Origin of the sequence: Endomicrobium proavitum (assembly GCF_001027545.1) — a bacterium.
In the GTDB taxonomy this organism is placed as follows: domain Bacteria; phylum Elusimicrobiota; class Endomicrobiia; order Endomicrobiales; family Endomicrobiaceae; genus Endomicrobium; species Endomicrobium proavitum.
In genome coordinates, this window is the sequence record NZ_CP009498.1 from 979,320 (window position 1) to 998,684 (window position 19,365).

The following is a 19,365-nucleotide window of genomic DNA, read 5'->3' on the forward strand; positions in this document are numbered from 1 at the left end:
ATAAAAATATCGTTCCTAACATACAAATGATATTTAAAGCTATTGATACATATTCCACAACTTTTTTTACTGTTTTTTTAGTCATATAATATTCTCTCTTATTACTTTATAAATAGCATATTATTTATATTGTATAGTTCAAGTCTTAAAGAATTATTTTTTTCTAATATTCCATTTATCATTTTTTGATTTTGTGCATTCAACGCTACTTGCTGCTGTAGCTTTTGTTTTGTTTGTTCTTGAAGTTTTTTCTCTGCTTCAAGATTATTTTTCTGTTGTTGCTCAAGAATACCAAGCTTTATATGTTTAGCTGCTTCATCTGTTTCTCCCATGCTATCTAGTATGTTATTTAAAGATAAGTATTCTTTTATATTAATATCAGAATGATTTGAGCCTTGGTGATAACCACCAGCTAATAACTGTGAGCCTATATTTGGAAGGTTGATATTTTCTATATTTCTTCCAAACAATATATTACCCAAGCCTCTTCCTGAAACTATTTTCCCATTGTACAAATAGCCATTATAATCGCCCAAAGACTTTTTAACATCATATTCTCTTCCACTCCTTGATTTCCCTGCTATAACCCACAAACTCTCTCCTAATGCTTGTTCCACTTTGCCGTCAAGCAGCGCTGTTTTATCATTGCCAAGGGAAATATTGTAGTCGCCTATCGCCAAAATATTATCAAGGAAAATAGTTGCGCCTATTGCAGCTCCAAGGTCTCTGTTGGTGCTATCATGCTTTACGAACTCATCATCAAAAGGCGTTTGCCCTATAATTTTATTATATTCATTATATACATTAACATCGCCGTCTTTTTTAGCTCCTAATACTTTATAGCGACCTATTCCTACCCACTTCGTTTGTGTGCTATAGCTTTTGTCTTCAAGTTTTACTTGGTTTGCTTTTTGCGTATTTTCTTTCAGCAACGTATTATTGCTTGTGTTATATGTGTTATTCCAACTAAGTTGCGTTAGCGTTCCATATCCGCCTGTGTTGCTGTTGTTTTCTGTTATTGTTTTTCCGCCGGTTAGCCATGATACTGCGTTGTAGTATGTCAGCTCGCTTTTTGCCGCTCCTTTGGCTATGCTTTCGTTTCCGGTGTAATTGTGCGCTCGCTCTTCTGCGTCCGTTAATGCAAACGTCAGCGCGTTTGTTGCCGCTCCGTTTCCTAAATTGACGTAGCCTTGGTGCTCTTTTATATCGTTAAATCCTAATACTACTTTTCCTGCGCTGTCTATCAACTCCCCTTTTTCGCTATACATTAAATTGCTTTTTCCGTCCGCTGTCATTTTGGCTAATGCTTGTATTTCTTCCGGCGTTGCTTTTCCTGCTTTGATTTTTTCTACTATTGTTCCTGCTTCTTCACTTCCGCCTCTTAATATTCCCGTTGCGTTTGCGCTTTGGTTGGCTTTCCATACGCTTATTATATCCGTTTTATCATACGCCGAATTTTCGCCGTTTTCAGAACTGTTTTTTGATGCCGTTATACTTGCGTATATTGCCGTTAGCGGGCTTGCTGCTGTGCTTAATGCTCCCGCTGTTGCTTTTACGGCGTTTCCGGGTAGATATTTAAAATCGTTGGCTATGCTTTGGTAGCCGGTTGTATAGCCTATTACTTTTCCGTCTTTGTCTTTTACTTCTGTTTTTATGAAACCTAACAGCGCTCGGTTGTCTATTGTTGCGCTTGCGTCTAATGCGCCGGTTATTATATCTTTGGTTGTTTCTTGGGTGTTGGTTATGTCGCGGTTTAAGCCATGGATTGCTTCGCTTTCGCTCGCAATGACTTCGCCGTTTATTATTATTGTTCCGTTTCCTATTGTGGCTTTGGTTGTTTGCTCTTTTTCTTCGCCGGTGTTCTTTAGCGTTAGCGTTGTGCTTCCGTTGGGGGCTACGTTTGTTTTTCCTTTGTCGCTTTGCGATGTGCCTATGCTTGTTGATAAGCCAAAGCCTTTGCTTTCTGTTATGTTTCTGTCTTCTATGTCATTGTGTTCTAACTCTTTGGTTGTTAGCGTTAGGTTGTTGCTTTCCGAATTTATTACTGCTCCCGTTACTGTTGTTTTGTTGCCTACGTTTATTGTTACATTACTGCCGCCTGTTAGACTTGTCTGTTCGGTTACCCATGCGCTGTCGGTGTAGTCGTTGCCTGTGTTGAAGCCTGCCCCTACGCTGTTGTTGCCGGCGTTGCTTTTCTCGCCGCCTAACAGGCTTCCCATGCTTTTGGTTCCTATTCCTACGCTTACGTTGGCGTCCCAGCTGTTTCCTTTGCTGTAATATGTGTCTTGCAGACTTTCTACTGTTAAATTATTTCCTACTGTTACATCTAAATTATTTTTTGCCGTTACGTTGGCTCCGCTTAATGTTGCGTTGTTGCCTACGTTTATTTCTATATTATTTGCTACGCTTTCGCTGTTGTTGTATGTTGTTGCTTTTATTTTTGATGAGCTTTCCCCTCCGCCGGCGCTCACTTGCACGGAATTATTTCCTACGCTTACCCCTGCGCTTGCGTGCGCGCTTTTGTCTTCTTGCGCATACGTGTCTTTGCTTGCTTGTATTATTAAATTATTGCCCACGTTGTAACTTAGCGTTCCGTTTGTTGCATAGGCGTTTGTTCCTTCTTGTATCATGTCGTTTGCGGATTTGAAATTTATATTTCCGTTGCTTGCTATGTTTCCTTGCACACTTAATATACTTTCGCTTTTGCTTTGTTGGCTCATTGTGTCGTAATTTGCAAACGCGGAAGCATACATTCCCGTTCCAAAACTGCTGCTTGCCGCCGATGCTGCTCCTGCTATGCTTGCCGCTAACCCTACCGTTGCGTTTGCTAAATTCAAACTTGCCATTGCTACGTTTGCCGTTGCGTCGTCCACCGCTTCTTGGCTGGCTTTGCCTTGCTCTTGCAGCTCTTGTATTCGCTTTAGCTCGCTTGCCGCTTTTTCTACCGCTTGCTCCGCTTCCACTACCGCCGCGGCCGCATAGCCGGCGTCCACGTATGCGTTGCCTATTTTCACCCCTACCGTTACCGTTGTTTCGTCGTGGCGGCTTTCGCTGCTTTGACTGTTTTGCGCCGACGCTAATATTATTTTCCCGTCCGCCGTTACATTTATATCCCCGTTGGCTTCTATTTGGCTTCCTGCGCTTATTACGTCTTTTGTTGATTCTATGTTTACTTTCCCCGCTGCGCTTATTTCGTTTACTTGCGCTACTCCTATTTTGCTTGTGCTTTCATCCACGCTTTCTTCGTAGCTTGTTGATGCTTCTATTCCACGCCCGCTTATATCTATTTTTATGTTTGCAGGGTTGATCATATCCAACAGTCCGCCGCTCTTTTTATGATAGCTGTAGCTGTTTTCATAATCCTGCGCTGCCAATAAATTTATTTTTCCTTCTACATTATTCCCCTTTTCATCTTTTGCTCGTTCCAATTCCCCTTGGCTGTTTATTACGTATCCGCTTATTAAATCTACATCTTCCCCAGCTTCGTATTTTCCGGATATGCTCGTTATTGCTTTTGCCGATATTAACCTTATATTTTTACCAGACAATATGCTTGTTGATTTGTTGCTTCCCGTTTCTTTTGCTTTTATATCCGTTTCTGTTCCCGTCAACTTATTTCCGCTTTCTTTTTTATTATACGCGCTTTGCGTTTCTAACGCCGTTAGTATATTTATTGCCCCTTGCTGCGCTACTACATCTATTTCCTTTGCCGCTATTTCGCTGCCTGTTATTGTTATATCTTTTGTTTCCGATTTTATTAACAACGCTCCTGCTATATTTATACTGCTGCCGCGCTCTTTTGTTGTTTCTACATTTTTTTCTTCGCTATCTTTATTCTTAAATGCATTCCCTGCTACTATTCCCCCTACAAGTCCGCCAAACATCGTTCCTGCTAATGCTCCTAACGCATTGAAACTTTCTTTTTCATGGTGATAATAACTTTTCTCGCTTTCTTCAAAGCTTAATATGTTTATGTTGGTTTTGGCTTCTATCCTACTATCGCCTCCTCCTTCTATGTCGCTTCCTATTATGTTTACTTCGTTTCCTGCTTTTATCTTTATTCCTTTTGCTCCGCTTATTTGGCTTGCTGCCGCTGTTGTTTTTTCATTTCTTGTTTCTTCTTTCTCATAGCTCAGTCCGAACGTGCCGTTTTCTATTTTTATTCTTTCTGCGCTTTCGTAGTTTGCTCCCGCAAGAATATTTACGTCCATTCCTGCTGTTAATTCCATTATTCCGTTCAGGCTTTCTAATGTGCTTGACAGTATATTTATGTTATTTCCCGTCAATATTTCCACATTCCCCGCTACGCTTACTACGCTTCCTACGTTCCATTCTTTGTACTCGTGCTCCCTGTGTTCTTCCCTTCTTCCCCACCCTTTGTTTTGTTTCTCTATTACTTCATACTCGCTTCTTCCCATCATGCTTAATATATCCAAACTTCCGTTAGGCAAATGCCAATACAGATTTCCTCCTACCCCTATCATGTATCCTTTCAGTTCCATGTTCGCTTTCTCGCCTTGGATGTACATGTCCCCTCCGCTTCTTAACACCCCTAACAGCGGTCTTGTTACATCTTCGCCGAACTCGTAATGGTACTTTATGTAATATTTGTCCCTCTTTTCTATTCCTTCTAATTTTATATCACCTTCGCTTTCCAGCCTCACTTCCCCTGCTCCGTATATGCTTAGATATTTTGCGTTTATTTTTCCGCCGCTATATATGCTTAAATTCCCTCCGCTGTATATTTGCCCGCCTTCGTTTATGTGTGTTTTTCCGTATTCTATTATATAGCTCGGTATCCCAAAAAACGCCAATTTTCTTCCGTTGTATCTGCCTCCCGTTTCCTGCTTTGTTGCCGCTCCTTCAAAATTATTTCCCGCTTTTATTTCTACTTCTTTTAACCCGCTTATTTCCCCGTCGTTGTTTGTTATGTTATTTATTGCTTCTATTGCTGTTTTCCCGCCCGCGCTTAATCTTGCGCTGTTATTTATATTATTCGCCGTTATTGTTAAATTATTTTCCGCTTCTATACCGCTCATTATTAGCTTGCCGTCTTCGCCCGCGGTTCTGACTATTGCTCCGCTAAACAGCTCTTGTTCCAAATCACCTTGCAGATTTATTTCTATTTCCCCGCCTACTATTTTCCCCAGCACGTCGCTTGTGTATATATACTTGCTCCATATATCGCCTGTTACTGTTCCATCCTTCATATACTCATCGCCGAAAAATCCGTTTGCCGCCCACTGATTATACGAGCTCCATCTTGATTTTAATAAATACTCAAACTTCCTTGCTCCGTTTATTAAATTATTTCCCGTTATACTTAATTTGTTTTTTCCCTCTATCGTTGCGCTTTCGTTTACTATATTCCCCGCTTCTATTTCTACCTCGTTTGCTCCTATATAACTTCCTTTATCTTTCCCCGCGCTTTTTCCTGCGTATTCTTGCCAATACTCATACTGTATCACATGTCTCTTCCACTGCTCTAATGTTTTGTTTACATACATCGTCCCTATCCCTTCTATCTTATCCAACCCCGCCGTTTTTATCGCCTCATTCTTTATTTCTTCCGCTTTTATCGTTAACTTGTTTTCTGCTTTTATTTCGCTGCCTATATTATTTACTTCTTTTGCTTTTTCTTGCGTTAGTCCTTCTATATTTATATTCCCGCCTTTTATTTCCCCGCTTTTCCATCCTTCGTCGTTTATCTTATTTATTAGCCCTTCTACCCCGTATATCCCGTTGTTTATTTTGTCCGCTTTTATATTAACTTCGCTCCCTTCTATTACTCCGCTTACATTATTTAATTCTTTTACCCCTATTTTTACTTCCCCCTCGCTTCCTATATATCCTGCCGATAATACGTTTTCTGCTTTGTCCGCACTTATTTCTACTTGCTCTTTGGCGTATATTTCTCCGCCTTCGTTTTTTATCTCTTTGGCTTCTATCTTTATTTTTTCTTCGCTGTTTACTTTTCCTTTTATTTCTACTTTCCCGTCCGCTTTTATTTCTATATCGCCTGCATCGCTTATTAAGTTGCTCTTTTCAGACGTCTTTACCCCAAACCCTTCTTCCGTTGCCACTATCTTTATTTTATTCCCATACATACTTCCAAATCCGCTTGCTTCTACTGCGTATTTGTTTTCTGCTCTATCCCCGGCTTCTTCTCTTGTTATTTCTTCGCTTTCATTATCATATTTCCCATATCCCGCTTTTATTTCTATTTCTTTTGCTTTCAACGCTCCGCTTATTTTTGTATATCTGCTTACCAGCTTTACTGCGTCCTCATGCTCTAACCCTTCTTCCCCTATTTCTATTCTCCCAGCTTTCCCCAAATTAAAAAAAAGCCCATCGGAATTTTCTTCCGATGAGCCCGTTATCAATTTTATTTGCCCTGTATTTATAAAATTACTGCCGTTTACTGCTATCCCCCACGGGTTGGCTATTATTATATCCGCTTTTTTCCCTGCTATTTCTATCGCCCCAAAGATTGTGCTTCCTGCGTTTCCGCTTATTACTTCGTTTATTATTACTTCCGCTTCTTGCTGCGTTAAATTTACATTGCCTTCTATTTCTACGTCTTCACCGGCGCCGCCTTGTCCTTTAAATAGTTCCGGCTTTATACTGTTTTTTGAATTGTTCAATATTAAATTGTTTTCATCTACGTTAAACTTATCATACTTATTATGCGATATTCCTTTTTCATTCGGCGCTGCTACATTCACCACCGGCGTTCTTTTCGCTCCAACTTCTTCATACCTTACGTTTGCTCCCGCTCCTGCAGATACTTCTATATTATTTGCGCTGAAGGCATAGTTCACTTGACCCGCTACTATTGCCGTTGTTATTAGCAGGCTTACTAACTTTTTCATTCGTTTCTTTTCCTTTTTATGGTTTGTTAGAATTGCGACTATCGTTTAAAGTATTGCCAAATTGTCTCTGTGTATTACTTCATCTTCGGTTTGGTCTATAAGTTTTTTTATTTCTGCGGTTTTTTTGCCTTTTATTTTTTGAATTTGCGCGCTTGAATAATTTGTTAAACCTCTGGCAAATGCGCAGCCTTTATCGTTCAATATTTCAACAGTGTTGCCGCGGTTAAAATTTCCTGAAGTTTTAACAATTCCTATAGCCAGCAAACTTTTTCCTTTTTTTACAAGAGCTTCTTCGGCTTTTTTATCTACAAAAATATTTCCTTTGGATTTTTTCCCGAAAGCTATCCACGATTTTTTGGCTTCAAGACAGGCTCCCTTAGCCTTAAAACAAGTGCCGGCGTTTTTTCCGCCGACTATAACTTTTAACAGCTCAAGTTTTGAACCGTTTGTAATAACTGTTTCCACTCCTGATGCAGCGGCTATTTTTGCGGCTAAAACTTTTGTTTTCATTCCGCCGGTTCCGCGGCCGCTTGCGGATTTTGACGTTGCAAAATTTTCTATTTCGCTTGTAATTTTTTCAACTTGCGAAATAATTTTGCCGCCCTTAGAGGGATGTCCGTCGTAAAGTCCGTCAACATCCGTAAAAATTATAAGTTTATCGGCTTTAACTGCAACCGCAACCAAAGCGCCCAAAGTATCGTTATCGCCGAAATTTATCTCTTCTACGGCAATGGTGTCGTTTTCATTTATAACCGGAATTATATCTTTTGAAACAAGTTCCGAAAGAGTGTTGCGGGCGTTAATATATTTTACTCTGTTGTCAAAATCATCTCTGGTAAGCAAAATTTGCGCTACGGTTTTTCCGTATTTTTTAAACGCTTTCTCGTAAGCGTCCATTACAATAGGCTGACCCACCGCCGCAAGAGCCTGCTTTTCTCTTAAGGTTTCCGGTCTTTTTTTAATATTTAATCTTCCAAGCCCCGCGCTTATAGCGCCGGAAGAAACAAGTAAAACTTCATGCTTATTTTTTTGAAGACCCGCTATATTTTGCGCCAAGTCGGATATATACTTCTCATTTAAGAGACCGTTTTTATCCGTTAAGGTGCTGGTTCCTATTTTTATTACTATTTTCATTTATTTTTTAAGCAGCTCTAAAAGAATTTTATTTACAAGCTGCGGATTTGCCTGACCTTTAGATTTTTTCATTACCGCTCCAACTAACGACCCCACCGCTCTTTCTTTGCCCGCTTTAAATTCCGCAACGGCTTTCGGAGTTTCGTCAATTGCTTCCTGCGCAAGTTTTATAAGCGCAGACTCGTCGGAAATTTGCACCAAACCTTTAGCTTTTACAACGTCTTCAGGTTTGGAAGAGTTTGCGTACATATCGTCAAAAACCGTTTTTGCGATTTTGCCTGAAATTGTTCCGTTTAAAATAAGTTCTATAAGTTTTGCAAGATTCTCGCTTGTTACGGGAGAGTCGCAAATATCTTTTTTCTCGGCGTTAAGTTTGCCGTTAAGCTCGGTGGAAATCCAGTTTGCAAGAGGTTTTGCCGCCGCTTTTTTATCTTTAGATGCGGCAAGCGCGGTTTCGTAATAATCCGCAATTATTCTTGTTGAAGTTAAGTAGTCCGCGTCGTAATCCGACAGCGCGTACTCTGCAATAAATCTTGTTTTTTTGGCTTTCGGAAGCTCCGGAATTTGCGCGCGGATTTCTTCTATAAAAGAATCCGGCAAATTAAAAGGAACCAAATCCGGCTCCGGAAAATATCTGTAATCTAACGCGCCTTCTTTTGAACGCATAGATTTTGTTACGCCTTCTTCGGCTTCCCACAGACGCGTTTCCTGCGTAAGTTTTCCGCCGGAAATTAAAACTTCTTTCTGTCTTTGGGCTTCGTATGTTATTGCGGCTACAATTCCGGAAATAGAGTTCATGTTTTTTATTTCAACTCTTGTGCCAAGCTCCGTTTGCCCGACGGGGCGAATACTTACGTTTACATCGCAGCGCATTTTTCCTTCTTCCATAGAACATTCCGACGCGCCTAAATACTGCACTATATTTTTAAGCTCCGTTAAAAACGCTTCCGCTTCCTGCGCCGAAGTAAGTTCCGGCTCGGTAACAAGTTCCATAAGACCTACGCTTGCTCTGTTTAAATCTAAAAGAGAATAATCTAATTTCCGCGCGCCTATTTCGTGCACAAGTTTGCCGGCGTCTTCTTCAAGATGTATTCTTGTAATGTTTAAAATTTTTTCTTTTCCGTCAACGGTTATTGCAATTTTACCGTGCGAACACAAAGGCGGTTCAGCCTGCGTTATTTGATAATTTTTAGGAACGTCGGGATAAAAATACTGTTTTCTTGCAAACGTGCATTGTTTATTTATTGTAAAACCCAAAGCAAGACCGGTTTTAATTACAGCTTCAACGGCCTTTTTATTTAATATAGGTATAGCGCCGGGCTGCGACGTGCAAATTACGCACGTGTGTGAATTGGGCTCTGCGCCGAATTCCGTGGAGCATTCGCAGAAAACTTTAGATTTTGTATTAATCTGCATGTGCACTTCAAGACCGATAGTTGTTTCGTAAGCTGTCATATTTTTCCCTTATTTTATTTGAGGATATTTGTTTAAATCAAAACCTGAAATTTTTTCCCAAGCCGCGGCAAATTTAAAAAGTTGAGCGTCGCAAAGACGCGGACCCATAAAATGCACGCCCATAGGCAAACCTGTTTGCGTAAAAGCGCACGGAACCGTAATTCCCGGAAGTCCGCCGAGATTTGCGGCAATTAAAAATATATCGCACTCTTCGGGAAGTTCTTGGCCGAATTTCACGGGCATCTGCAGCGTTGCCGGAGTAAATATTACGTCGCACTTTTTATACGCGTCGGTTAACTGGTTTATTAAAAGCGTTCTTACCTTTTGCGCCTGATGGTAACATCTGTGATAATTTTTTGCGCCTAAAACGTAAGTGCCGAAAAGTATTCTTTTTTTAACTTCGTAACCAAGCGACTCCGCTCGGGATTTTGAATATTCGTCATTTAAACTTGTGCCGTTTGGCGAACGGTATCCGTAGCGGATTCCGTCAAAAGTTGCAATGTTTGCGCTGACTTCCGCGCACATAATAACTTTATACAAAGCCGGAACGTATTTATAAGCGGGAACGTCAATTTCCACAATTTCCGCCCCTTCAAGTTTTACTCTTTCAACAGCTTCTTTAAAAGCTTTTGATATAACTTCGTCGGTTTTATACTCCGCAAGCTGTTTTGGAATTCCTATTTTTTTACCTTTAAAAATATCAGAGTCGTTTAAACCGCGCGTATAATCCGTGTTTTCGGTAGGCTCGCAAACGGGGTCTCTGTAGTCTTTACCGGCAATAACGCTTGTTAGAAGAGCAGCGTCGTAAACGTTTTTTGCAAACGCGCCGATTTGATCAAAAGACGACGCAAGCGCGCAAACGCCGTATCTGCTGATAAGTCCGTAAGAAGGTTTATATCCGACCACTCCGCAAAAACCCGCAGGCTGGCGAATAGATCCGCCGGTGTCGGAACCAAGCGCAAACGGAACCATTCCGCTTGCAACGGCAGCCGCGCTTCCGCCGGAAGAACCGCCGGGAATGCGCGTAATATCCCAAGGGTTTGCGGTTTTTTGATACGCGGAAGTTTCGGTTGAACCGCCCATGGCAAATTCGTCCATATTTAATCTTCCTACTAAAACCGCGCCAGATTTTTTAAGTTTTTCTATTACGGTGGCGTCGTAAGGAGAGATATAATTTTGAAGATATTTTGAGGCGGAAGACATGCTTTCGCCTTGAATCATTATGTTGTCTTTAATGCCTACCGGAACGCCTTCAAGAATTCCGCATTTTGCGCCGGATTTAGTTTTGTCGTCGGAAATTGCGGCTTGTTTTAGAGCAAACTCTTCGCCTGTTTTTAAAAAAGCTTTTATTTTAGGCTCAGCTTCTTTAATTTGTTTATAACACGCTTTAACAACATCCGTGCTTGTAACCTCGCCGGAACAAAGCTTTATCCGCAGCTCTTTTACAGAAGTTTTAAGAATATCGTCCATTTTATATAGCTCCAAATAAATTCAAGATTCTAACATTCAAGTTTTGCGTTAAAACCATTTTTTCTTTTTAAAATAAATTATCATAGCCACAACTGCGGCAATTATTATTGAGACGGCAAAATACCACGAGCCGTCTTCGCCGAAAAAACTATACTCGGGAAAGCGCACGTTCATGCCGAAATATCCGGACACAATAAGCACGGGCATCAAAAGCGTTGCTATAATTGTCAAAAATTTCATTACTACCGTAAGGCGCACCGTAACGCTTGACATGTAAACTTCAAGCAAACTGACTACCACTTGGCTTCGCATAACTATGGACTGGTTAACTCTTAAACACTGCGTGAAAATATCGCGAAAATAAACAAGATTTTCTTTTTTCACCAAGTTGTCGGGATTTAATCTTGTAAAATACGCGTAAGCCATTTGCTGCGATTCGGCAATTTTTCTCATGGCAAAAATAACTTTTTTCGTGTTTAAAATTTCTTCCACGTTTTCAGTTTCCGGATTCTCAAGAATTTCGTCCTCAAGATCTTCCATTTTGTCGTCTATTTTTTCAAGGGTGGACTCGTAGCTTGAAATAACTTTTCCGAAAATGTTGTATAAAAGATTTACCGCGCTTTTTAATTCCACGCCCGGACGGGCTTTTGTTTTTTCAAAAAGAGTTTCAAGAAAAAACAACTCTTCAATATGGACGGTAACTATAAAATTTTTGCCTATAAAAAGATTTAACTCGTATATGCTGTCGTCAAAATCTTCGTAATATTTCGGTTTTAACTGTATGCCGTGAAGCGCGCCGAAAACGTAATTTTCAAACTCTTCCATTTTAGGATAATACTGGGGAAAAAGGCAGTCTTCAAGAGACATCTCGTGAAACTTCATTGCGCCCGTAAGAAGCATGGTTTCGTCGCGGGTAAACTCGTGGCTTTCAAGGTGTATGTCAATCCACATAAGCTGCGGCTTTTTTTTATAAATTTCCGCTATTTTGATTGCGTCTTCTTCAACGTAAAATTTATTTTTTACAGAATAGATTGCTTTTATCATAACAGGCTCTTTTAAACTTTATTGTGCGTCTATTACTTTTTTAATTTTGTAAAAATTCCCTTCTCTTTCGGGCGCGCGCTCCAACATTTTTTCTACGGTTTCCGGCGGGCACGGGCGCACAACGTCGTCCCTCCAAACGTTTCTGAGTTCCGTTACGTGCGTAGTGGGCTTAAGATTTGAAACGTCTTCCCCCTGAAGAATTTCTATATACTCCATCATATAGTTTAAATCTTTAAGGTACTTCTCTTTTTCTTCTTCTTTAACGGCAATTCTTGCAAGAAACGCCGTTGTTTCAAGTTCTTCTTTTAACATAATTTGCTCCTTAAAATGTTAAAAAATTATACTAAAACAAGATAATTGTTTCAATGAAAAATTTTGTATAATGTTGCAATTATGAATTTAAAAAAGAAAACGTTTTATTTTTTTACCGCTTTATTTATTTGCGCCGCAGCTTTAAACGCAAACGCGCAGGAATTTGACCCGAATGAAAATCAGGAAACTTCCGATAGGCAGCTTGCATCTGAAGCAATTATTACCGCGCCGCAAGAAGCGACAATTTCAACCGACAACGGCGACAACAGCGAGCCGGTGATAACAACTCCCGAGGAATCAGTATCGCTGTCTTGGCAGGAAAGCGCAGATCCTTTGGTTAGCGCAATAACTTCTGCGCTTGCGGACGCGCCGCAACAGCAATCGTCAAAAAAAGCTATTCTTGAAGCCTCGTCGGCATACAGAAAATCCGTGGAAGCTTACAAAAAGGGAGATTTTAAAACCGCAAAAAAACAGTTTTCAAATTTCACAAACAAACTTGAGAAGGCGGAAATAAATTCCGAACTTTATTATTTTCTATTTGACGATCTTGAAAGCATTCTTACAAAACTCAACAGAATTTATTCCATAGACGAGCCTTTGCCCTACAACGGAAAAGACAAACCGTCCATACCTATGGAGTGCGAAGACAACTCTCTTGTTGAAAAATACATAAACGTTTATTCCGTTACCGCAAAAAAAAATATGCAAACTGCCCTTGAGCGCAGCGGCGCATACCGCGCTATGATTTTGAAAACTCTCCAAGAATTTAATTTGCCCGAAGAACTTTTATATTTGCCGATAGTTGAAAGTTTATTTTACAACGGCGACGTTTCTCACGCAGGCGCAGTGGGGCTTTGGCAAATTATGCCACACAGAGGAAGAGCGCTGGGGCTGCAAATAAACTATTGGATTGACGAAAGAAAAGATCCGCAAAAAGCTACAAGAGCGGCGTGTTTATATCTTAAAGAATTATACATTATGCTTAACGACTGGCATTTGGTTTTAGCCGCTTACAACAGAGGCGAATACGGGCTTATCCGCGACATGAAATTTTCTAACGCCACAAATATTACCGAGATGACCGACAGAAACGCAATACCCAAAGAAACGCAAAGATACGTTCCTCAGTTTATTGCCGTTGTTACGGTTGCAAGAGATTTGAAAAAATACGGTTTTACAAATTTAAATTACGCAGCGCCTGCCGCATACGACGTTTACAAAACGGATAAAGTTATAGATTTAAAAATAGCGGCGCAGTGCGCTCAAACCACAATTGAAGAAATAAAAAAGTTAAACCCCGCGCTTAACGCGTGGTGCACGCCTCAAGGATATCCGGGGTTTGAACTTAAAATTCCTTACGGTTCAAAAGAAAAGTTTTTAGAAAATATTGCAAAAACGGAAAATTTAAACCCGTCGCCGGGATTTATAAAACATAAAGTTGTTAAAGGCGAGTATCTTGAAAAAATAGCAAAACTTTACGCCACAACGCCGTCGGAAATTAAAAAAGACAACCCGCAGCTTAACAAACAAAAATATTTAAAACTAAATCAGGTTTTAATTGTGCGCCCCGGAAAGAAATACTTTAAATAAGGCAAAGTGAAAAGTGACACGAAGTGTCATCCCGGAATGTCTTAATCCGGGATCCACGTTTGCTAAATATTATACGTGTTCATTATTTAACGGTAAAGTGGAAAGTGAAATTAACGGCAACGACAAAATTAAATATTTTTCGCTGCGTTTAGGATAAATAAAAAAAAGAGCCCTGCACATTGTGCGGGGCTCTTTTTATTTGTTTTTGTCATTAATTCCACTTCTCACTTTCCACTTTTCACTTTTTCTTTTTCAAGTTAATAACTGCAATTTCGCTTGTGTTAAACAATCTCATAGGAGGCCCCCATAGGCGCGTTCCGGAGGTTATATACATTACGGAGCCGTTTTCTTTGTAGAAACCGTAATTATACTTCATGAAAAATCTTCTTATAATTTCTATCGGCGGAATTTGTCCGGCGTGGGTATGTCCGGAAAGCTGCAAAATTTTTGTTATCTTTGAGGCTTTATCAAAAGATTCCGGTCTGTGGCTTAAAAAAATTACAGGGTATCTTTTATTTACATTTTCCAAAGAGTCCGCAATAGCTTCGTCGCCGTTCCACTGCGTATCATTTATTCCCGCGATGTTAATTATATTACCCGCCAAAACGCTTTCGTTGCTTAAAACTTTTACGCCAAGCGAGGCAAACATTTGCGTAAAAGTTTTTACGCCCGTATAGTATTCATGGTTTCCGGTTACAGCATAAACGCCGTAAGGCGCTTTGAGTTTTTCAAATCCGTATTTTATATACCTGCCGTCCGTAAATATATCCGCGTCTATTACGTCGCCGGTTATAACAATAATATCCGGTTTTAAACTTTCAACTTTATCAAAAATTTTATTTATGGTTTTTTGTGACGTGTAATTGTTAATATGCAAATCCGAAAGCTGAACAACTTTTAAAGATTCAACGGGAAGATTTGCAACGGCAACTTCAACTTCCGTAACATTAAGTATCATCGCAAAATTTATAAGCGCCCACACCGCGCAAACGGAACTTACAGTTACGGCCGCAAGGGTGGAATAAAATCTAAAATTTTTTATTTTAAAAATAAGCGCCGCCAAATTTACTATATCGTTTAAAATAAAAACTGTTATAAAAATTCCAAAAACGCCCATGCACACGTATCCTGCGGGCACAATTATATTGCCCGCCGGAATGTAATGTCTTGCTCCGAAAAACGCCGCTATAGACAAAATACAGGCAAAAGCAAACGCTATATATATGTATATGGAATTAATATTAAGTCCGGAACTTATGCGTTGGGCAATATAAAAGCAGCCCGCAAAAATAATTAAGATTATTACAATAAGAAACATAAGCATTCCCCCGTTTTTCATTTTATATCTTTTAATTGTTTCAAAAGTTTTGCTCTGGCCTTAAGCAAAAAATCCGCCGCGGTTTGCGACATGTAGTCTTGATAAGACCACGGAAGTTTCATAAAACCGTCTTTTTTATAAATTGTAGTAACTTCGCCGTATATTCCTTTTGACAAGTAAATTCTATGGCTGAAGTCTTTTGTTGTGGCAAGAATTACGGTAGCAGGCGTAATGTAACCCGGGTCTATATTAATTTTTCTTTTCTCGCCGTCCGCAAAAGAATCTTCCGCCGAATTTGTCCAAATTTTTATATCTGAAATTTCGTCGGCGTAAATCAGTTTGTCAAAAGACACCCAAAAACGCCGAAGAACCGCGCCCATTTCGGGATTGTAATAATTGCTAAACTGCGTAAAATCTATAATTTCGCTTTTAAAATCTATTTCGCCGAATTTTTCTTTAAGGCGGTTTAACGCTTTATTTGTAACGTCGTCGCCCGAAGTTATTATTCCGCAAAAAAGTTTCACGCGGTTAGCCGTTGAAATTTTGCCCATACTTTCCTCTTTTATTTTGCTCTTTGTTATTGTAAAATATAAAAACATTTTACAAAATAATAAAATTTGAGGAAACCATGAAAAAAATTTTTATTTCGCTGTCGCTGCTTTTAATTCTTTCCTGTACGGCGTTTGCCGCCGATAAATTTACCGAAGGTTCCGACTATAGCGTAGATTTTAACGTAAACACAACAAGCAAGCCGGCTGTGCTGCATATAAATTTTACGGCGGTGGTTCCGGACAGTTCCGAAGCTGAAGACGTTTTAAAAACCCAGCTTTCCGCTTACGGCAAAAAACAAAATAAAAATATTATCGGTTCGGTTTGGTATCCGGAAAGCGACGTAAAATCAAAAGTAAAATTTAAAGAAGGCGTAAGCTCTTTAGTGTGGATTTCAAAAACAAAAAAAATAGTGCCGTTTCCGGAATATGTGGCGTTTTTAAAAAGAGAAAGAATTTCCAAAAGAGATAAATCGCTTGCAAAAATTAGAGAAGCCAGAGAAGCTGCCGAAGATACCGAGATATATCAGGAAGGAAGATAAAAATAGCGGCTATGGAAGAAATTAAAAAAGAAAAATTTGAACAAATAAAAAATGCCGTTTTGCGGTGGTCTGTTTTTTTTGCGGCGCTTATCGCTATTTTTATAGTTATACAGTTGTCGGCGGCTTTCATATTTCCGAAACTTTACGGCGCGCCTAAGGTAAAGCTGCCTGTTTTTTCCGCAGAAGAAATTCTACAAGACCCGCAGGCAAGAATGATTTATCTTGCGCCGCGCGTTCGCGGAGTTCATTTTTCCGTGTATAAAATTCAGCCCAAAGATAACCTTTGGAAACTTGCCGGAAAATACGGTTATTCTGTCCACACCATCATAGGATGCAATCCCCAGCTGACAACTTATAACGTAAATACAAACCAAAAGATTTTAATTCCGTCCGCAGGCGGCTCTCTTCACCCTGTGCGCAAGGGCGACTCATGGGAAAAAATTGCGGAGAAATACGATATTGAAACCGACGTTTTAAAATTTGAAAACTACGGCGTGTCAAGTTTTACGGAGGGCGACTTTATTTTTATTCCCGGAAGAAAACCGGCGATAGATTTAATGAATGAATCAATGCAAGAAAAATATTCTTTGCGTTCGCTTTTTGTTTCCCCTTTAGGCGGAAGACTTTCAAGCGTTTTCGGAAAAAGGAAACATCCCGTAACCGGAAAAGTAAGTTTGCACGGCGGTATAGACATTGCAGTTAAATCAGGAACGTGGGTTGGCGCCGCGGCAGACGGAGTTGTTATTCTTGCAAGCTACGACGCAGGACATTACGGCACAGCGGTTTTTATAGATCATCAAAACGGATATATTACGCATTACGGACATCTCTCGTCAATAAACGTGCGCGTAGGGCAAAGGGTTAAAGCGCACCAGCTGATAGGCAAAAGCGGCGCAACAGGAAGAGTTACCGGCCCGCACCTTCATTTCACCGTAAAAAAAGGCAATACCTCAATAGACCCGCTGAAATTTCTTTGGTAGTTAGAACGGCAAAACTCGCCGCGCTGATGAACAAAGACGAAGTCCCGAAGACGGGTAAAAATTTAAAAACATACAATTTAAGTAAGGATAAAAAACCGGAAGAGTTAAAATTCTTCCGGTTTTTTATCCTTACTTACACTTTTATCTTTGCAGCCATAAGAAACACATCCTATACGCAGACCACACCGTATTTAGACACTGCGGTGCAGGCTACTTATGTCTGTGTTGCTTTTTTGGGAAACTATTTCATAAAAAGCTGTAAACATTGACGGGAAGTAAGAAGAATAGCCAAGCGTTGCGCTTGCTTGGCTATTTAATATTATTATTGATAGTAGTGGTATTAGGATTTTTTTCATTTTAATAGTATTCATTTCATTGTGATAAAAGTTTTACTGTTTGCTGAGGCGGTTGTTATGCCCCATTGACCCATTCAGGTCAGATCTTTTGTGCTTTTTTTAAATATTTTTTTAAAAAATCTACATCCGCTTTGTGTGTGGGTTGTATACCTAAATTTTTATATTTCCAGAGCATTTGTCTTTGTACAATATTTATTCTACTCTCATCAAACTCACTATAATCAAAATAGATATTGAATTTACCTACGTTGAACAACTGCATCGTCAAACTACTCCATACCTGTTGCTTTTGAGTTCTAAACTCCTCCCATAAAGACCTTATATATTCCATAAGATCATCATATAATGAATTGATATATTGTTTATCAATACCCGGAAAATCTTCTATATCTAAACTATATACAGGCTTGTTGTTTTCATCTGTATAATAATAAAATATAACTGTACTTCTATCCTCTTCTACCTCTGCATATAACATAACTCGCTGCCACTTTTCAGGTATCATAGCACTTACTGCACTTCCTATTTTTTGATACAACGCTTCTATTCCTTTTGTATTCATTTATTTGCTCCCAGATTTATTCAATAATACATCAGAGAATTTCTCATTATCAATTGAATATTTGATATCCAATTTACTAGGACGCAAAGAAGTACCTTCATATTTAGGTTGAATATTAACAGTTACACTTTTTCCATCTTTCAACGCTTGTGCCAATATATTCTCAAGTTTTTTATATGCGCTTAAATTCAAATTTGAATCCCCTGCAACTAAATTATCCAAATTACCAGAACCACCAAATCGTGTACCTATAAGATGTGAACCATGATCTGTTATCAGTCTATCTACCCCACCTGCTGACAGTTGAGCATTTGGATTACGAATGCCTTGTTCTAACCTCAATGTACCACCAGACTCTATTATTCTTCCAAACTTATCTGATTTGTATTGATATCCATTAGTCTTATATGCTATTGAGCCGTCCGCCTCTTTTACTATTACTTATTATTTTCGGATAATACTTTCTTGTTAGCAATATATATTATTTGAATAATCCAGAAACCAACCATAATCCAAACTCAAATATTATATGTGCAATAAAAATCATTGTTTTAAAAAAAACATCAAAGAATCCAGATATAACACCAACAACTATTAATGCTACGCAATTACATAGATATATTATTAGCTTTTCTTTTAGTCCTTTCTTTTCTATAACATGCAAATATTTAAATATTAAACCGACTGCCAAAATATCTAATAGAACTGACACAAAACAAATATATACTGACATATTTCTTTGAGGCATATTAAATTTTAATTGGGACAATATAGTCACGAAATCAACCTTATAAAAAACAATAAAATATGTTATTGTCCAAAGAACAACTGCAATAATGTTTTCTTTTAATTTTTCACCAATTATAAATATATTATTCATTATCTACTCCATATAGAGTTGAATTATTTCAATATTTTTTACTATTTATGCACTACGTCAATAGAAGCAATAACAAAAACAAAAGTAATTGCTACTATCATGGAATTAACGCATAACAAGATACTCTTTGCAATTATCTTATTTTTTATTTTTATGAATATAAAATAATTAATTATGGCCATAGTAATTACAAAAATTGGATAGTAATAAAAAGCTAAAAATGAAATCAAAAATATCGCTAACATACAGATAATATTTAAAAATGTTAATATGCTTTCTACAATTTTTTTTATTGACTTTTC

The 19,365-nt window shown here is 38.9% G+C and carries 15 protein-coding genes; 3 read left to right on the forward strand and 12 right to left on the reverse strand.

Translation table 11 applies throughout. The features are described 5' to 3' along the window. Window positions 1-101: 101 nt before the first annotated feature. From Epro_RS04220 to gatC, 6 genes are read right to left on the reverse strand one after another with little or no spacing between them, the layout of a single operon-like run. Window positions 102-6,872: a hemagglutinin repeat-containing protein gene (locus Epro_RS04220; protein WP_052570735.1), complete on the reverse strand. Its 6,771-nt coding sequence runs from the start codon at window positions 6,870-6,872 to the stop codon at window positions 102-104. 45 nt (window positions 6,873-6,917) lie between these two features. Further along, window positions 6,918-8,006 carry a glutamate 5-kinase gene (gene proB, locus Epro_RS04225; protein WP_052570736.1) on the reverse strand — a complete coding sequence of 363 codons (1,089 nt, stop codon included), beginning with the start codon at window positions 8,004-8,006 and terminating at the stop codon, window positions 6,918-6,920. Next, a complete protein-coding gene (gene gatB / locus Epro_RS04230) occupies window positions 8,007-9,461 on the reverse strand; it encodes an Asp-tRNA(Asn)/Glu-tRNA(Gln) amidotransferase subunit GatB (protein WP_052570737.1) in 1,455 nt (484 codons plus the stop codon). 9 nt (window positions 9,462-9,470) lie between these two features. After that, window positions 9,471-10,931 carry an Asp-tRNA(Asn)/Glu-tRNA(Gln) amidotransferase subunit GatA gene (gene gatA, locus Epro_RS04235; RefSeq protein WP_052570738.1) on the reverse strand — a complete coding sequence of 487 codons (1,461 nt, stop codon included), beginning with the start codon at window positions 10,929-10,931 and terminating at the stop codon, window positions 9,471-9,473. Between the two features lie 48 nt (window positions 10,932-10,979). Beyond that, the gene (locus tag Epro_RS04240) at window positions 10,980-11,975 is read right to left on the reverse strand and encodes a magnesium transporter CorA family protein (protein WP_052570739.1); all 996 of its coding nucleotides are present in this window, start codon (window positions 11,973-11,975) and stop codon (window positions 10,980-10,982) included. An 18-nt stretch (window positions 11,976-11,993) separates the two neighbouring features. Continuing rightward, the gene (gene gatC, locus Epro_RS04245; RefSeq protein ID WP_052570740.1) at window positions 11,994-12,287 is read right to left on the reverse strand and encodes an Asp-tRNA(Asn)/Glu-tRNA(Gln) amidotransferase subunit GatC; all 294 of its coding nucleotides are present in this window, start codon (window positions 12,285-12,287) and stop codon (window positions 11,994-11,996) included. Between the two features lie 81 nt (window positions 12,288-12,368). Here gatC and Epro_RS04250 point away from each other — a divergent pair, with 81 nt between their 5' ends. Continuing rightward, on the forward strand, window positions 12,369-13,877 hold the full coding sequence (locus Epro_RS04250; RefSeq protein WP_052570741.1) for a lytic transglycosylase domain-containing protein: 1,509 nt from the start codon (window positions 12,369-12,371) through the stop codon (window positions 13,875-13,877). 238 nt (window positions 13,878-14,115) lie between these two features. Here Epro_RS04250 and Epro_RS04255 read toward each other — a convergent pair whose 3' ends face one another. Beyond that, entirely contained in the window at window positions 14,116-15,216 is a 1,101-nt protein-coding gene (locus Epro_RS04255) for a metallophosphoesterase (RefSeq protein WP_052570742.1), read from the reverse strand. Then, window positions 15,213-15,746: a DUF4416 family protein gene (locus Epro_RS04260; protein WP_158409004.1), complete on the reverse strand. Its 534-nt coding sequence runs from the start codon at window positions 15,744-15,746 to the stop codon at window positions 15,213-15,215. Before Epro_RS04260 ends, Epro_RS04255 begins: the two co-directional genes overlap by 4 nt. Before the next feature lie 77 nt (window positions 15,747-15,823). Between Epro_RS04260 and Epro_RS04265 the strand changes: the two genes are divergently transcribed. Together Epro_RS04265 and Epro_RS04270 are read left to right on the forward strand one after the other, a co-directional pair. Next, window positions 15,824-16,285 (forward strand): hypothetical protein, encoded by a 462-nt coding sequence (locus tag Epro_RS04265; protein ID WP_052570744.1) that lies wholly within the window; start codon window positions 15,824-15,826, stop codon window positions 16,283-16,285. 11 nt (window positions 16,286-16,296) lie between these two features. Further along, window positions 16,297-17,265 carry a M23 family metallopeptidase gene (locus Epro_RS04270; RefSeq protein ID WP_052570746.1) on the forward strand — a complete coding sequence of 323 codons (969 nt, stop codon included), beginning with the start codon at window positions 16,297-16,299 and terminating at the stop codon, window positions 17,263-17,265. Window positions 17,266-17,456: 191 nt separating this feature from the next. Here the strand turns inward: Epro_RS04270 and Epro_RS07100 are convergent, their stop codons facing one another. The 4 genes from Epro_RS07100 to Epro_RS04290 form a co-directional block, all read right to left on the reverse strand. Next, window positions 17,457-17,621: a hypothetical protein gene (locus Epro_RS07100; protein WP_158409006.1), complete on the reverse strand. Its 165-nt coding sequence runs from the start codon at window positions 17,619-17,621 to the stop codon at window positions 17,457-17,459. 79 nt (window positions 17,622-17,700) lie between these two features. Then, entirely contained in the window at window positions 17,701-18,183 is a 483-nt protein-coding gene (locus Epro_RS04280) for an immunity protein YezG family protein (RefSeq protein ID WP_052570750.1), read from the reverse strand. Continuing rightward, window positions 18,184-18,621, reverse strand: coding sequence for a DNA/RNA non-specific endonuclease (locus tag Epro_RS04285; protein ID WP_052570752.1), 438 nt, complete (start codon window positions 18,619-18,621; stop codon window positions 18,184-18,186). A 43-nt stretch (window positions 18,622-18,664) separates the two neighbouring features. After that, window positions 18,665-19,063, reverse strand: a complete 399-nt coding sequence (locus Epro_RS04290; RefSeq protein ID WP_052570754.1) for a hypothetical protein — start codon at window positions 19,061-19,063, stop codon at window positions 18,665-18,667. Window positions 19,064-19,365 lie beyond the last annotated feature (302 nt).